This is a genomic window from Psychrobacter sp. APC 3426, assembly GCF_030408035.1.
Classification (GTDB): domain Bacteria; phylum Pseudomonadota; class Gammaproteobacteria; order Pseudomonadales; family Moraxellaceae; genus Psychrobacter.
Genome location: NZ_JASDCF010000032.1, coordinates 1 through 16534, shown reverse-complemented (window position 1 = coordinate 16534; position 16534 = coordinate 1). Strand labels below are relative to the sequence as shown.

General features: G+C 44.3%; 15 protein-coding genes. 8 read left to right on the top strand and 7 right to left on the bottom strand.

The window, feature by feature from the left end:
- The first annotated feature begins 85 nt into the window (after positions 1–85).
- A complete protein-coding gene (locus tag QL919_RS12590) occupies positions 86–1081 on the top strand; it encodes a DUF4062 domain-containing protein (protein ID WP_290189830.1) in 996 nt (331 codons plus the stop codon).
- 265 nt (positions 1082–1346) lie between these two features.
- A complete protein-coding gene (locus tag QL919_RS12585) occupies positions 1347–1646 on the top strand; it encodes a hypothetical protein (protein WP_290189829.1) in 300 nt (99 codons plus the stop codon).
- A 184-nt stretch (positions 1647–1830) separates the two neighbouring features.
- Here the strand turns inward: QL919_RS12585 and QL919_RS12580 are convergent, their stop codons facing one another.
- The 4 genes from QL919_RS12580 to msrA all read right to left on the bottom strand — a co-directional run bounded on the left by QL919_RS12580 (position 1831) and on the right by msrA (position 5709).
- Positions 1831–3303 (bottom strand): lytic murein transglycosylase, encoded by a 1473-nt coding sequence (locus QL919_RS12580; RefSeq protein ID WP_290189828.1) that lies wholly within the window; start codon positions 3301–3303, stop codon positions 1831–1833.
- Between the two features lie 240 nt (positions 3304–3543).
- The gene (locus tag QL919_RS12575) at positions 3544–4257 is read right to left on the bottom strand and encodes a DUF1499 domain-containing protein (protein WP_290189827.1); all 714 of its coding nucleotides are present in this window, start codon (positions 4255–4257) and stop codon (positions 3544–3546) included.
- Between the two features lie 140 nt (positions 4258–4397).
- Positions 4398–5078, bottom strand: coding sequence for a thiopurine S-methyltransferase (tmpT, locus tag QL919_RS12570; RefSeq protein ID WP_290189826.1), 681 nt, complete (start codon positions 5076–5078; stop codon positions 4398–4400).
- Between the two features lie 109 nt (positions 5079–5187).
- Positions 5188–5709, bottom strand: coding sequence for a peptide-methionine (S)-S-oxide reductase MsrA (gene msrA, locus QL919_RS12565; RefSeq protein ID WP_290189825.1), 522 nt, complete (start codon positions 5707–5709; stop codon positions 5188–5190).
- 291 nt (positions 5710–6000) lie between these two features.
- Between msrA and cmoA the strand changes: the two genes are divergently transcribed.
- The 3 genes from cmoA to benE all read left to right on the top strand — a co-directional run bounded on the left by cmoA (position 6001) and on the right by benE (position 9192).
- Positions 6001–6786, top strand: coding sequence for a carboxy-S-adenosyl-L-methionine synthase CmoA (cmoA, locus tag QL919_RS12560; RefSeq protein ID WP_290189824.1), 786 nt, complete (start codon positions 6001–6003; stop codon positions 6784–6786).
- A 62-nt stretch (positions 6787–6848) separates the two neighbouring features.
- Positions 6849–7895, top strand: coding sequence for a tRNA 5-methoxyuridine(34)/uridine 5-oxyacetic acid(34) synthase CmoB (gene cmoB / locus QL919_RS12555; RefSeq protein ID WP_290189823.1), 1047 nt, complete (start codon positions 6849–6851; stop codon positions 7893–7895).
- 100 nt (positions 7896–7995) lie between these two features.
- A complete protein-coding gene (gene benE / locus QL919_RS12550) occupies positions 7996–9192 on the top strand; it encodes a benzoate/H(+) symporter BenE (RefSeq protein ID WP_290189822.1) in 1197 nt (398 codons plus the stop codon).
- Between the two features lie 43 nt (positions 9193–9235).
- Here benE and QL919_RS12545 read toward each other — a convergent pair whose 3' ends face one another.
- Positions 9236–9454 carry a DUF2788 domain-containing protein gene (locus QL919_RS12545; RefSeq protein WP_290189821.1) on the bottom strand — a complete coding sequence of 73 codons (219 nt, stop codon included), beginning with the start codon at positions 9452–9454 and terminating at the stop codon, positions 9236–9238.
- 504 nt (positions 9455–9958) lie between these two features.
- Here QL919_RS12545 and argS point away from each other — a divergent pair.
- From argS to QL919_RS12530, 3 genes are all read left to right on the top strand, one after another.
- Positions 9959–11788 (top strand): arginine--tRNA ligase, encoded by a 1830-nt coding sequence (argS, locus tag QL919_RS12540; RefSeq protein WP_290189820.1) that lies wholly within the window; start codon positions 9959–9961, stop codon positions 11786–11788.
- Positions 11789–11852: 64 nt separating this feature from the next.
- The gene (locus QL919_RS12535; protein WP_290189819.1) at positions 11853–12683 is read left to right on the top strand and encodes an SPOR domain-containing protein; all 831 of its coding nucleotides are present in this window, start codon (positions 11853–11855) and stop codon (positions 12681–12683) included.
- 143 nt (positions 12684–12826) lie between these two features.
- Positions 12827–13924, top strand: coding sequence for a PTS sugar transporter subunit IIC (locus tag QL919_RS12530; RefSeq protein ID WP_356650474.1), 1098 nt, complete (start codon positions 12827–12829; stop codon positions 13922–13924).
- A gap of 114 nt (positions 13925–14038) precedes the next feature.
- Here the strand turns inward: QL919_RS12530 and QL919_RS12525 are convergent, their stop codons facing one another.
- Together QL919_RS12525 and QL919_RS12520 are read right to left on the bottom strand one after the other, a co-directional pair.
- Positions 14039–14983, bottom strand: a complete 945-nt coding sequence (locus QL919_RS12525) for a c-type cytochrome (RefSeq protein ID WP_290189817.1) — start codon at positions 14981–14983, stop codon at positions 14039–14041.
- 294 nt (positions 14984–15277) lie between these two features.
- Positions 15278–16294, bottom strand: coding sequence for an SDR family NAD(P)-dependent oxidoreductase (locus tag QL919_RS12520; RefSeq protein ID WP_290189816.1), 1017 nt, complete (start codon positions 16292–16294; stop codon positions 15278–15280).
- Between the last annotated feature and the right edge of the window lie 240 nt (positions 16295–16534).

The following is a 16534-nucleotide window of genomic DNA, read 5'->3' as shown; positions in this document are numbered from 1 at the left end:
ATTATGCTAGTCTGTGCAAAAACAAGATAATTGTTGTTTATTATCTCAATCTTACTTACGTCACGACTGAAGCTTAGAGGTGATTGTGCCAAACCGTCGCTATCATATCCACGTCATATGTGCTGACAACGATCAATTGCTGGTATTGGATAGCCTAGCAATATTTTTTCAGGCGCGCGCGTTTCTAACTTATGATGTATCAAGTCAATTACCCAAAGCGTCATTGTATGGGCGGCAGTGTATCGACTCCTGTGACTATGCATTGATGCTCGTTGGCGATAGCTATGGTACGGTGCAAAAAACGGGCGTTAGCCAAATGCATCTGAGCTATCTAAACGCCAAAGCCAAGCTCAAACCACTGCTTATTTTAATCAAAAACCACCATCAAGACGCGAGCATCAGTCGGCAGTTGCAAGAGTTCATCAACTCTGTGACCAAGCAAGATAATAAGATATATTATTACGAGACGGCAGATGATATCGAAAAAATTCTGGTACAAGCTTACTACAATGCTGTCACGAAACGTGGCGCGACCGGTGGTTGGATAAAGGCTGAAGACGAGTTGACTGAGCTTAGCAAAACAACGGCTGCCCAGAAGTTATCTGAGCGTCTGCCGGCTAAGAAAGTAATCCACAAAAAACCCCAAACTCAAGATGATTTTGCAGATGATACCGTCAGCAAACCTATTATATTGACAGAGTCCATTGACATTCATTATAGCGCCCAAGCCTATGAAGGCGGGAACTTGACGGATGTGGTGAGACCCATGACGTTAACGTGGCAAGAGGTGTTGGCTACTTTATTAAAGATTCCGACCGCATTTTCGAGCAATGGCCTACAAAATGCGATCAATCGATTAATAGCGTCAAAAGCTGAACAAGACATCAAACAAGATATGCCAAATGTGCATGCTGTCTCACGTTGCCAGATTTCTCAAGACGATTTGAACTGCTTGCAGCGGCAATTGGTTGGGGCAAACTGGATACAGCTAGCAACTTATGGCACTCGAGTATCACAAGAGCTGTGGAAGTTGACTTTTTATGCCAAAAATTTGCTAAAAAATGCAAAGCCTAACCCTTAAGTATTACTATTTCTCTCTAACACCCTTCCTTTTTTAGTCTTACAAAGCCACCCTCTCTTTAGACATCTCAAAACCATCTGCTTAGATGACTACGTTTTGTAATACAAAGCATACGCGTCAACGGTTGTGAATCTACCCAAGACTGGTGATAATAAGACTAATCAGATATCGATAGCAGACTATCACCTGTATTAAGACGATTGATACAATCATTATTAAAAAGACATAACGTACAATAATACTGACCAACTAAGGAGAGCAGACGATGAGTAACTCTAAAGCCGATGAGTTAAAAAGAGAGATTGATAGCTTAGAAAAATCTATGCATGATGCTGATCAGTTTCATACATTAGAAGAGCAAGTGGCAGACATGAAGCGCCGCGGCATCGATCCTACCCAAGCTTATAAAGATTTGGATAGAAAGGAAGAAGATGCAGATTGGGGCGATGCGACTTGGAAAGAAAATGGTAAGTGGGAACCAAAAACACCAGCCGACTTAGATGACAAAGCACGTGAAAACTGGGACGGTGACAATGGTCAACCAAACCCACCTCCTATTGTCTAAGAGACAATTATTGATTTAAGCATTGCTAAACCGTTGTTATTAAAATAACTTTATTTGATAACTACAAATTTAGTGAATGCAAATTAGAAAAAGCCATACTAGTTAGCATGGCTTTTTTGTTGACTGCTGTTAAGTACTCAACTCGAGTAGATAAGAGTGAGGTAAGTAGATAACGCGCTATACGCTATGAACCTTCATCAATACGAACCAGCTTTACAACACCATCTGCACCAGTAACACGGCGATAACGTGGGTTGCTAGACGTTGAGGGTTGCGCTGATGGTTGCGGTGAGTAAATACGTGGCGCAGTGCTCTGCTGCTGAATCAGTTGCCCCATACGATCAGCAGGCGCAGGTGTTAATGGCTGGCTGTTGGTTGGCTGCCCGTACTGGTTGCCATATTGAACACGGCTAGGTGCCGTATTGCCTATAATAGCTCGATAGAACTTTTGTCCTGCGCGCCCATCAGCTGGGAAAATACCTTTGCTGGTCTGATACTGCTGAATAGCGGTACGGGTATTGTCACCGATGATGCCATCGACCCCGCCAATGTCATAACCGGCGTTTAATAATGCTTGTTGGATGTCTTTGGCTTGCTGACGGCTGATACCTGGGTCATCTGTCGGCCACGCAGTGACAAAGTCAGTTTTGCTACTGTCTTCGCGAGTAATTAAATCTGATAGGTGAGCGATGGCCAATGCGTAGTTTTCTGAGGCGTTATACGAATAAAACGTATCAAAGTTTTTGCCGACTAAAAAGGCAGGACCTTCCATACCAGCGGGTAATAACAAACCTGCACTACTCAAATCATAAGGCAGTGGGCTACCGTTAGCCAGTGTTAGACCTTGATTGCGCCAATGACTGATAGATTTTTTATCTTTACGGTTAGAGGCTGCCCAAAAACCGCTAGGGAGTTGGACTTCATAACCCCAAGGCTCGCCAGTACGGTAGCCACGATTGTCCAAGAAGTTGGCTGTTGAAGCCAGCGCGTCAGGTACGCTGTTGACCAAGTCACGGCGACCATCACCATCGAAGTCTACTGCTAGCTCCAAAAAGGTGCTTGGCATAAATTGCGTCTGCCCAAACGCCCCTGCCCAAGAGCCGGTCATGTCACTTGGCGCGATATCCCCACGTTGGACGATTTTGAGCGCATTGGCAAACTCACCTTGGAAGTAGCTTTGGCGACGATCGAAACATGATAATGTTGCTAAGGATTCAAACAAGGGCTTTTTGCCCAATGTCTGTCCAAAGTTTGACTCAACACCCCATACGCCCAGTACGTGTTCTGCTTTAACACCATAGCGTGATTCGATTTGACGTAATGTGTCACCCCATTGACGCTTGGCACGGATACCATCTTCTACCCGCTCTTTATCGACTAGCGCTGATAAATAATCCCAAACATCTTTTTGAAATTCAGGCTGATAGTTCAGTGATTGAATGACGCTAGGGTCAGGCTCGCTTGGGCGATAGTTATTAAAAGTAAAGCTGTCCACACCGCGAAATTTGCTAGAGTTTTTGAGGCCATCAAGGCACTGCTGAAACTCACTATTGGATAAATAAGGGGCATCAGGTTTGGCTGCTTGTGCCGTACCAGCAAAACTCAGTCCAACCGCAACACTAAGTAATGAGAGAGTAGAAAATGGAGTCAAACGCATGAAAATATCCTATAAACGTTAAAGTTGTCGTTTAAAATGCAAACAAGGCGAATAATGCTAATATTGACTTAGAGTAACCAATCTAAATAGTAAAGAAAAGGTATCGAAGTACGCTGTTACTATAAATTGACGGTGGCGTGAGGTTAGGAGAGGGTTTAATGTGGAAAATCCAGCTAACGTACCAAGTATTCTCAATGGGGATAAGTATAAAATATCAATGTTGAGTTTCTATAAACCTAACTATTCCGCCAAGACTTCATCCAACTCGTCAATAAAGTCATGAATGCGCTCAGCATTTTTACCCAAGTCACTTCCGCCAATTCGTGACTTACTACGGATATCGACCAGACGCTCATTACGGTTATCAATCACACGTATCACCACATCGTCTTTAAAGCCAAACCATGTTGTAGTATCTGTGGCCTCAATGATACCTGCGCTTGTATCAGTATTTACGAGCTCCCAGTCCAAATTATTGACAGATTTTTCGGTAGCCTCCATCAGCTCAGACTTTGGTTGCGTATAGGTTAAGGTTTTCAGTTCAGGATAAGCTGTGCGTTGTTGCTCTGCGGTCTCCTCACCAGCATATTCGACTGGGTTTGGTGCATCAGCGCGTAGTGGGACAATGGCCACAAACTCAGGCGGGTTCTTCAGGTCGGTTGAGATGTCGTGAATAGGTGGCACACTTTTGGCTTTGCTCAACATGCTGAGTGGCATAATGATGGCGATAGCGGAGAACATAACGGTGACGAGGGTATTGCCAAATGTGAGCGTTTGACGTTTGAATAATGCTTGTAATAACAGAATGATCAACGCAGCACCGCCAGCCATCATTCCTAGGGTAAACCCTGCAAACGCAGTACCCAAATCGACGATGCTGTATTTATACAAAGGACCAGGCAATACCACCAGTAAAAAGCCAATGAAGCTTACTAAGCTGATTAAAATTTTCATGAGAGTTCACTACTATCGTCAGGTTAGTATAAAAAAACACAGTGTGACTGGTACAAGTTTTTCTTGCGTGCTGTGCGTGTTTCGACAGAGGCTGCAAAAAAATTCATCCCAGTCTCGCCTACTCATGTAAGCTGTCAATTTTACTGAGTATTGAATATATCATTTGCTGAGTTCAATAACCAAACATGCTCGGTCACGCTCAGCGCTGCATTGGCATTCAATGTCGAGGCTTCATTTTCAAGCTCAGTGATTTGGTAATAATTGCCATAATACTGCTGTATTTGAGTCTTATTCACAGAGAATGGCGGGCCATCCTTTTGACTTTGGTCATAATTGAGCGTGATTAATAGCTGTGTTGCAAGATCACTCATTTTACGTATCTGCTCGCTATACTGTGGACGCATATCTTCTGGTAACGCTATCAAGGCCGCCCGGTCGTAAACTGCATCAATATCACCGATATCTTCAGCCGTCAGTGCAAAAATATCAGCGACCCATAAAGTAATCGTTTGATTTGCGAGCTGTCCTTGATAATATTTAATAGCGGAATTATCTGCATGCTGATGTACAGTAGGGGAGATACTTTGCTCAGCAAAAAACTCTTGTACGGCTGACTCAACCAATTCAACACCAACCACGTCGTAGCCCTGTGCTGCTAGCCAAACCATATCAATCGATTTACCACACAAAGGAACCAGTACACAGCTGCCAGCAGGTAGATTCATCTCATTGAAATATTTGATTAATAATGGGTTTACCTCAGGCTTATGAAAGCCAATACGACCCTGCTGCCAACGCGATTGCCAAAATTCTGGATTCATATAATTAACCCTAAGAGGTTGTTGCTAGCTATCATACTGTTAAAAGCAATAAAAAAGCCAAGCGTATCAAACCTTGGCTTTTGTAGCGTACAAGAATATCTGTAAGTGTTTAGCTCACCATATATTTACTAAATTCTTTGCGTAATTTGGCAAGCTTTGGTGGTATCGCAAAGTTGCAGTAAGCCTGTCCTGGGTTTCTATTAAAGAAGTCTTGATGTGCCTCTTCCGCTTGATAGAATTCAACAGCAGGATGTACTTCTGTGACCACATTGACGCCCATATCGCGCAGTTTATTAATCGTACGATCGACGGTTGGTTTTTGATCTTCATCAGTATAGAACACCACGCTGCGGTACTGGCTACCGACGTCATTGCCTTGACGATCCATCGTGGTGGGATCATGGGTGGCAAAAAACACATCGAGTATCACTTCTAACGGTACGATAGATTCATCAAACTCAACTTTGATAACTTCAACGTGTCCGGTATCGCCACTGCAGACCGCTTCATAGTTGGCAGATACCGCATCGCCACCCATGTAGCCTGACACGACAGATTGTACGCCTTTTACGGATAAAAATACTGATTCGGTGCACCAAAAGCAGCCACCGCCTAATATAATGGTTTGCATAATTTTCCCTATTATTATATCTGTTGCTATAAAGGTGAGCTAAGGTCTTTATTTGGTTGTAATGCTTTCATTTTTCAATGACAGATTACTTCTGATAACTTATTGCTTACAATAATTTTTTAGCCTCAGCGCTTGCTAATCAGCTTAGCAGGTGAGCCAAACGCGATAAGTAACAAACAGTAATGTTATAATGGGCTTTTGCTACGTTAGTCTGCCCTGGGCTAATGGCATCAATCGAATTTTCTGAACACTTCCCAATCAAAGTTCCATTATGGAAACCAAAAATCAAAAATGAGTCGCACCATGAGCCAATCTAAGCCTGCTATCAAACACGATACTCTATTCACCACGCCACTTGATAAAGCGGCGCGCTTTTCTTTCGATGAGCAAGTGGTGGCGTGCTTCCCCGATATGATTCGCCGCAGTGTTCCTGGTTATGGTCAAGTGTTGGCGATGCTGCCTATATTTACCCGTCGTCATTGTAAGTATCGCCAGCAGAGCGATAGTGGTCAGCGTGTCAGCCGAATTTATGATTTGGGCTGCTCACTTGGCGCAGCAAGCATGACACTGGCGGGCGAGTTTGAGCCGCAAGATTTGCAGATTAAAGCGATAGATATCTCACCGGCGATGACAACTGAAGCGACTACTTTACTTAAGGATAATTATCCTGAACATGATATTGAAGTCATCACTGCTGATATCCGCGACGTCAAGCTTGAGCCATGTGACATGGTCATCTTAAACTTAACCTTACAGTTTTTACCAGCTGCAGATAGGGTGGCGGTATTAGAAACTATCTATAATGCGCTGAGTGAGGGCGGCATACTGGTGCTGACCGAAAAGACCCATGCTTTTGATGAGCAGTACGATGCGTGGTTGGTTGAGCGTTATTATGATTTTAAACGTGCCAACGGTTATACCGAGATGGAAATCAGTGGCAAACGTAATGCGCTAGAAAACGTCCTCATTACCGATACCTTAGAAGAGCATCATGCGCGTCTGGATAAGGTAGGTTTCGCGCGTCATCTGACGTGGTTTCAGTTTTTGAACTTTGTGTCGATTGTGGCGTTTAAATAAAAACCATTCTTGGCAATACCGTCTTTTACAGTATCCTTTGATTAACATGGTAATCCGCTTTTATGCTTAACGACACTATTCTCCACGCCGAACGTGAACTGTATTTAACCTTGCTAGTACTGGCGCAGCAGCAGCCAAGTGCTTATGAGTGGCTCAAGCAATTACCAACGTGGCTGGGTGATATCAAAGACAAAGCCAACTATGCGCACGCGCCTGCTTACCAAGCGTCGGTGGCGCGTTTGCCAGAACTAACCGTCAATAATGTCAATCTCAACAGCGATACGTTAACGATTGAGGCAAGTCTTAATGAGTCTCAGCGCAAACAAACGACAGCACTGCTCAAGCAGCTGATGCCGTGGCGTAAAGGGCCGTTTCAAATTGGTGGTAAGATTGGCGATGATGAGTCAGGTATTAAGATCGATACCGAATGGCATAGTGATTGGAAATGGCAGCGAGTCGCACCGCATTTGGGCACATTAAAAGGTCGGCGTGTACTCGATGTGGGTGGCGGCTCTGGTTATCATGGTTGGCGTATGGCAGGGGCAGGCGCGGATACGGTGATCATCATTGATCCATCTTGCTTGTTTTACCATCAGTTTATGGCGATTCGTCATTTTGTTGGTACGGCAGACGCTCATGAGACAGGCCGCTACCGTACCCATTATATTCCCGTACCGCTTGAAGCCTTGCCTGAGCACAGTCAGCTATTTGATACGGTATTTAGCATGGGTGTGCTGTATCATCGTCAGTCACCGTTTGAGCATTTGCAACAGCTCAAAGGGCAACTGGTAAAAGGCGGTGAGTTGGTGCTTGAGACCTTAGTCATTGAAGGCGATGCTAATACCGTACTGGTGCCGCATGACCGTTATGCGCAGATGAATAACGTATATTTCTTACCGTCGGTGGCGGCATTAATCGGTTGGTTAGAAAAAGCAGGGTTCACTGACGTCCGTTGCGTCGATGTGGCAATGACCTCGACTGAGGAGCAGCGCAAAACCGAATGGATGACTTATCATTCGTTAGCAGACTTCTTAGATCCCAATGATGCTACAAAGACCTTGGAAGGTTATCCTGCACCGATGCGTGCGACCATCATTGCCAACAAGTAACTTCGATTAGAAAACGCTGCTAATTAAGTGCTGACCATCAAGGTCATATGCTTTTTTATAAACATACTGACTGATTACTGCTGAGTTGCAAGGACGCAATATGGCAAGTTTAATAAAAACCCTAAAACAAGACTGGTCATTGTCCGCCTCGGTAGCCGGTTTTCTAGCCGTGCTTATTGCTTATGCAGGGCCGTTGGTGATATTTTTTCAGGCCGCCCAAGCAGCGCAAGTATCCGATGCGATGATGGCGTCTTGGATTTGGGGCATCTCTATCGGTGCTGCCATACCTGGTATGTATTTATCTATCAAATATAAAACACCTATTGTGGCTGGTTGGTCGGCACCCGGTACAGCATTACTGGTCACTTTATTTCCGCAGATGAGTATCAATGAAGCGGTTGCTGCTTATATTGTCTCTGCCATTGTCATTTTTTTAGTCGGTATCACCGGATCATTTGATAAGATCCTAAAGTGGATTCCAAACGGTATTGCCGCTGGCATGATGGCGGGTATTTTATTTCAGTTTGGTTTGGATCTGTTTGTGGCGATGGATACCATGCCTGTCATCGTCTTTAGTATGTTGGCGTGCTATTTATTGGCCAAACGCTTCTCACCACGATATACCATGATTTGGGTGTTATCATGCGGCGTTATATTGAGTGTGCTGTTTGGGAAAATGAACCCTGTCGATATTAATTTAGCAATAACGATACCTAAATTTATATCGCCAGAATGGACGTGGCGCTCCGTATTCAACCTTGCGCTTCCGCTCATTCTTGTCAGCTTAAGCGGACAGTTTTTGCCCGGTATGGCTATCCTGCGCTTGAGTGGTTATGACACACCAGCCAAACCCATTGTCAGTACATTTAGTATTGCTTCTTTGGCAGTGGCTTGCGTTGGTGGCATTACTATTACATTGGGAGCTATTACCGCCGCCTTATGTACTGGGATGGATGCTCACGAATGTAAAGATAGGCGTTATATTGCTGGTATTGCCAATAGTGTGTTTTACATTTTAGGTGGGTTATTCGCCGGTAGTATTGTGGCGGTATTTAGCCTGCTACCTAAAGAATTAATCGCAGCGCTGGCAGGACTGGCGCTTATTGGTGCTATCTCTGCCAATATTCATATCGCGATGAAAGACGATGAGCAAAGAGATTCGGCGTTGATAACTTTTATGGCCACTGCTTCTGGCATGCAGTTTTTGGGATTGAGCTCAGTATTTTGGGGTGTGGTTATCGGAATGATTGCCCATTATGTATTAGGCAATATCACACCCAAAAATATGGCCAAATGAACCACCCACTACCTTAGAGATAGGGGGTTTCTGCGGAATTTTGTTAAATCAGCCATTTCTTAAAGGCAACTTCTAGCAATAGCTTGAGTAAGAAGCCCACAAAACCTGCCCCTAATGCTAAAAATATCCAAAACGTACCGGCACGACCGGCTTCGGATTTTTTAGAGATGTCCCACATAATAAAAAACAGAAATGCGATAAATATCGGGAGCAGTACGTACAGACCCCAACTGGTGACAGTGCTGGCAGCAATAGCAAACATAAGGTAATCCTATAAAGTAAGTAACGCGGTATCTATTTGCACTATCGTTTTTGAGAGCTTTTACAATAAGGGTGAAAAAGCCCATAACTCTGTGTCAATTGAGCATTTATCTATCAGTTAAACGAGAGGTAAATAGACGATCAGCAATACAAACCGTCATTATAACGTGGAATCTGTTGGGTATAAACTCCTGTAGAGTCGTAGGCAACAGTAACGCTACAATGACTGATGGTTATCCTTGAGCGAGATTTCTTTGAGCGATGCTTTTTTATCGCCATCAAAGGTCTCGCTTTAAAATGGCGTAAAGTGTTGTATTTTGACGCTAATTTTACCGTAAATAGTGCAATACAGCGCAAAGATTGTTATATTTATAGGTTACTTATCTTTTTGTACTAATTTCTCCTCTGGATAGTCAGTCGCTATTATAATAAGCCGTTATTGACTGTGCACATTCGCCAAATTTCACACCGTTTTTGTTGTTTATTTAACTGAGTTTATAACCCTATGTCACAAGCCCAAATCGATACCTTAGCCGCACTATTTGAACAAGCTATTCAAACCTTACAGGCTGAAGATGTGTTGCCTGCTGATTGGCAAAATAACAGCCAAATCACTCGTACTAAAGACCTCAGTCATGGTGATTTTGCCAGTAATATCGCGCTGACTGCTGCCAAAGCTGCAAAAGCCAATTCACGCCAATTGGCTGAAAAAATTGTCAACGCCTTACCTGACAATCAAGATATTCGCCAAGTAGAAATCGCAGGCCCAGGGTTCATTAATGTCTTCTTAAATGCTGAAGCCAAATTTGCCGTATTAGACGATATCTTTACTTTGCAAGACCGCTTCGGTTTAAGTGACCAGTTCGATGGGCAAAAGATTCAAGTTGAGTTTGTCTCTGCCAATCCAACGTCAAGCCTACATGTCGGTCATGGTCGCGGTGCTGCCTTTGGTATGAGCGTGGCAAACCTGCTTGAAGCCATTGGTTATGACGTCACACGTGAGTACTATGTCAATGATGCGGGTCGTCAAATGGACATTTTGGCAACCAGTACTTATCTGCGTTATCTCGAAACCAATGGCGAGCAGGTAACGTTCCCAGTCAATGGCTATCAAGGTGACTATGTCAGTGATATCGCTCAGACATTAAAAGTGCAACATGGTGCCAGCTATGTGCATCGCTTTGCAGACGTTGCCAAAGATGTACCAGAAGATGCACAGTTTGAGACAAATGCTGACGGTGAAAAGACACTACTATCAGGTGACAAAGAAGCGCATATCGATGGGTTAATCAATAATAGTAAAGCTTTGCTTGGCGATAGCTATGAGCTGTTTTTAAATGCGGCATTAAGTAGTATTTTGGCCGATATCAAAGACGACTTAAACGACTTTGGCGTGCGTTATGAGTGCTGGTTTAGCGAGAGGTCGATTGATAGTGAGATTGAGCCTGCCTTGCAAGTGTTAGACGAAAAAGGCTATTTATACGAAAAAGATGGCAATATTTGGTTCAAATCGACCGATTTTGGTGACGAAAAAGACCGTGTGGTACGCCGAGCGAATGGCCAAACGACTTATTTTGCTTCTGACATCGCTTATCATAAAAACAAGTTCGATCGTGGTTTTGATAAAGTGGTTAACGTTTGGGGCGCAGATCACCATGGTTACGTTCCACGGGTCAAAGCGGCGCTGTTGGCGCTTGGTATTGATGCAGAGCGCCTAGATGTAGTGCTCGTACAGTTTGTTGCATTATGGCGCGGTAGTGAAAAAGTACAAATGTCATCACGTTCAGGCAAGTTTGTTACCCTACGTGAGCTGCGTTCTGAGGTGGGTAACGATGCAGCGCGCTTCTATTATGTGGCACGCAAGCCTGAGGTGCACGTTGACTTTGATTTAGAGCTTGCCAAATCACAAAGTAAAGACAATCAAGTGTATTACATTCAGTATGCCCATGCGCGTGTTTGCCGCGTATTAGAAAAGCTGCAAAACAGTGGTCTTGCAGTAGATGATGCAACTGGCTTAGCACATCAAAATTTGCTCAGCGCACCTAACGAAGGTGAGCTGATTAAACTGCTTGCCGGCTATCCGGCGACATTACTGCGTGCCGCGACCGGTTACGAGCCTCATGTATTGACCAACTATCTAAAAGAGTTGGCTGCGTTGTTCCATGGTTGGTATGACACCAACCGTATCTTGCCAGTGAGCTTGACCTCAGGTGAGACACCGAGCCAAGATGAGATGGATTTAATGCAAGCGCGCTTGCGTTTGTCTAAAGCGGTACGCCAAGTATTGTCCAATGGACTTGGTTTATTAGGGTTGTCTGCACCGTCTAGCATGTAGTATAAATAGACAGCCAGTAACCATAATTTGATGATAGTTAGATTCAGTAGGGAGAACCAGATCCATGTTAGCCAAAAAACCTAAAGGTGCGACTGAAAAACGCAAAACAAGTAGCGTATCAGGCTTATTATGGATGTTCGTCGGGGCAGTATTGACCCTGATGATTGGGGTGTTTATCTACCTCTCACCATTATTCGATTTCAGTCCTGCTGATAGCACTGCTGGTAACGATCCTGACCGTCAGGTGCAGCCACGCGTTGATACTGATACTGATAATGGTGATTATGAGTTCTATGATATTTTACCCAATCAAGAGATGGCAACGATTCCTGATGAAGACATCGCTGATATCGATAACAATCGAATCAGTGACATTGGCGCCTTTGAGCCTGATGTTGTTGTGATCCAACCAGAGGACAGCTCAGCCAGCCGTAACGACAATGCAGGCAACTTTGGCATCTCAGAAAACACGGTGATTGAACCTAGTCGTGGTAATAACGCGAATAGCGGGGCAACCAATGATAATAGTGACGACATTGTCATTGTTGAAGAAGATGCGACCTACGACGGCTCTACACCTAGCAGCAATAGCAACACTGCCAATCGCGCTAATAATGCCGTTGCAGGCACGGCTAGCGTTCAGGCCGCTAAGCCAGCAGCAACGTATATTTTGCAAATCAATAGCTTTGGCGATGCTGATGAAGCCGATCGTCGCCGTGCCCAAGTATTGATGGCAGGTGTCGACGCTAGAGTGGTTAAGAATACAACGGGTAATGGTCTGCCAATCTATCAAGTCATTTCACGCCCGATGAATAACCGTCAAGCTGTGAGCACAGCCCAGCAGCGCCTACAAAATAATGGTATCGATTCTATTATCGTTGAACAGCGCCGTTAGATTTGGTCACTTATAATGATTTTAGTCATTTATTAAGAATTAAAAAGCGTCGCAATGACGCTTTTTTTATCTCTTATTTTTGTTGAATAAATTTTCCCTAGCTGTTTTATTATATTTCTATTATCAAAACGTTCACAAAGAGTATGGCTATGACTGTATCTAACTCGGTACCACCTACCAGCATGATTAAAGCATTTTTTCAAAAATATTTCATCGATGCTTTTACTGGTATGGCTTTGGGGTTATTTGTCACCCTGATTGCTGGACTTATTATCTCGCAAATCGGTGGTTGGTTAAATTTGCCTGCACTGGTTGCAGTCGGTAAGCTGGCGTCAGTATTGATGGGTGCGGGTATCGGCGTTGGTATTGCCTATTATCTCAAAGCACCAACATTGGTCATGCTTAGCTGCTTGGTAGCAGGTATGCTTGGCGCCCATTCTGAAGCGCTAATGGCGGGGACGCTCTTCACGCCGCAAGTGGGTGGACCTGCAACCTTTGTCGCATTGCCCGGTAATCCAATAGGGGCGTATTTGGCATCGGTATTTGCTTATCGTGCTGGTACATGGGTCGCTGGCAAGACCAAGCTTGATATTTTGTTAGTGCCATTACTAGTATGCGGTGTAGCTCTATTAGTTTGCGCGCTACTCAATCCACCTATCGTCGCTGCTGTCGATGCCATTGGACAAGGTATCCAAGCGGCCACTGAGTTACAGCCATTATTAATGGGCATTGTGATAGCAGTCGTGGTCGGTATTCTACTGACACTACCAACCTCAAGCGCGGCTATCTGTATCGCTATTGGACTGGGCGGTTTGGCTGGTGGGGCGGCTGTCGTTGGCTGTGCCGCGCATATGATTGGCTTTGCTGTGGCAAGTTTTAAAGACAACGGCGTGAGCGGTGTGGTCTCTCAGGGTCTTGGCACGAGCATGCTACAAATCCCTAATGTACTAAAAAAACCATTAATTTTATTGCCAGCCGTTGTCGCTAGCGCCATCGTCGGCCCTATCGCGACGGTAGGCTTTGGGCTGGCCTGTACGGCTACAGGCGCTGGTATGGGCACCGCTGGCTTGGTTGGGGTGTTCGGCGTTATTGAAGCATCACAAGGAATTATGAGCACAACACAGTTATGGACAGCGATTATTTTATTGATGTTTGTATTACCAGCAGTGATTGCGGGTATCGTCGCTTATGCAATGCGCCGTATGGGCTGGTTAGTTGCTGGTGATATGAAGCTGCCTTAAGCTTTATAGGTTTTAATGCTTTCAATAATCTCTAAAATCAAAAAGCCCAGTTATTTAAATTAACTGGGCTTTTTGCATGGATATTTTCGCGACCCATAAATAGTTTATGTGTTATTAACGACGTACGTCTACCGGTGCACCGCCTTTTGGCCAGTCTTTGTCTTTATTTGCTTTCACAGGGCGTGGTAGCTGGGTAAAGTAGCTGGCCACATCGATGGCTTCTTGGTCACTGAGTGTATTGCCTTGACCAAATGGCATCTTACCTTTTACAAACGAAGCGGCTTTGTAAGTACGTGCCATACCGGCACCATCGTTAAATGAGTTCTCACCAGCGATGGCTGGATAGACATAAGTACCATCGTCATTATACTGACCTTCACCATTATCACCATGGCAGGAAACACAGGTTTGAGCGAAGATTTCTTTACCTTTTACAGGATCTGGCGTCAGCGTGTTATCAACCTTTACAAAGCCACGGCCTTCAGGTGACACGCCAATCGGCATGTCTTGCGACAACCAAGTCATATAAGAAATAAAAGCATTCATCTCGTCTGAGTCCATATCTAAAGGTTTGCCATCCATTGAACGCTGAAAGCAACCATTGACTCGTTCTTGTAATGAGTTGACGCGTGCATCACGCGAGCGATAAATGGGGAAAATACCTGGCAGACCATTCCAGGGGGCCGCGTATGCCTCTGAGCCATTACCTAAGTGGCAACTGGTACAGTTAAGTTTATTGCCCACGTTGTTCGGCAGCTCACGATAGGAGTGATTGGCAAGCTCCAATCCTCGACGGACGGCAGCGCCATATTCATCGTCAGGGATAGTCGATTCATCAGGCATGCTGATGTTCAGCTTGGCACCTGGGTTGGCAGCCATATCACTCTTAATCTCAGTGGCACGTGCTTCGAGTGATTTGACTCGAGCTAAAGCTTCAGCTTCTTCGACGCGGTCGACGGCTTTGGTGCCTGATTCGCTACAGGCACTGATACTAGTAGCACCGATAGCGAGAATAGTGGCCATAAGAAGAGAGGGTTTGACTCGTAAAAGTGTTTTCATTGGAATATCCTTATTATCAAAAATAATATCTACATTTGTATTTATATGATAATTTAGTTGTCATGATGACAGTACTAAGCTTTGTTTTGGCAAAAGATTGATTGAGTAACCAACCGGTAAGTTGCTAGAAACATGATTGTATCAAATATAAATCACTAAAGTATATAAAAACGTAAAGTGTTTTTGGCTTGAGTTACACCTCAATTGAAAAACATTTTTGATAAAAAATAAGAAAAGGGCTTAAACATTATTTATGTTTAAGCCCTTTTCGTGAGGAATAACTTTTAGAGTAGGTTATTTGGCAGTGCTTGGCTTTTTATTACGACGTGGTTTTAGCTTGCGAGAGAGCGTATTCACATCGTTTAGTATTTGACTATATGTCGATGGAAATACGCGCTGTACGGCATCAATCATCTTAGCATCATTACCTATCAAGCAACGTGGCTGATTGGTCGCGGTCGCCTGTAAGATAATCCAAGCGGCTTCGCTGGCATCAAATTTCAAAAACTTATTAAAACTTCTGATAGCTTTGGGGCCAGTACGCATGCCAATGTCGTTTATGCTGTCATTACCGCGTGCACTGTTGGCGATATTGGTTTTGATACCACCTGGATGGATACAGGTCGCAGACACGCCACAGCGCTGAATATCCAACTCTTGACGCAGGCTTTCGGTGAAGCCGCGCACAGCGAATTTGCTAGCGTTATACGCAGATTGTGACGGCTGAGCAGTCAAACCAAACAAGCTTGAGATATTGACGATATGACCATGCTCATTAAACTGTCGTGACTTATTGTCTGTCTTAGCAACACTGCTCTGGGTTTCGCTGAGTTTAACGCTGTTTTTAATCAAAGGTAAAAATGCTTTGGTACCGTAGACCACACCCCAAAAATTGATATCCATCACCCATGCAAGCTCGCTGATGCTACTGCCTTCTACGGTAGAGTAGAGTGCCACACCTGCATTATTAAAGATGAAATTCACTTTGCCATGCTCGCTCATCACCTCATCTGCCCAAGCTTCAACGGCTTTATGGTCTGAGACATCGAGTACCGTGGTGGTCATTTGGATATCGTAACCGACGAGCAATTCTTTGGTTTGTATTAGCTGTTCAGCGTTAATATCTGATAACGCGACATGACAGCCCATTTTTGCTAAATGAATGGCAAGCTCACGCCCCATGCCAGAGCCTGCGCCAGTGATGGCAGCAACATGCTTGCGGTAGTAAGGAGCGATGTCATGGTCTTCATTGGATGAAAAAGGCAGGTGTTGACGTAATGAGCTCGCCATAGCAGTAACGTTATTGAGCATAATGAACAGTCCTTTGTTATCGTAATTGATATTCAGTACTTAAACCTAAGGTTGACGGTGAACGACAGGCCTTGAAGATAAGAATGTAGAGAGATAATCTACCTTAGCATGATTTTAACATTTTCAGCGCAGAATTCCCCTACTTCTAAAGTAGAGGGATGAATGCGTCAGACTTTTGATATGGTAAAATAGCTTCATGCCAAAACAAATCCTAAAAGCTTATAAAGTCAGGCTGTACCC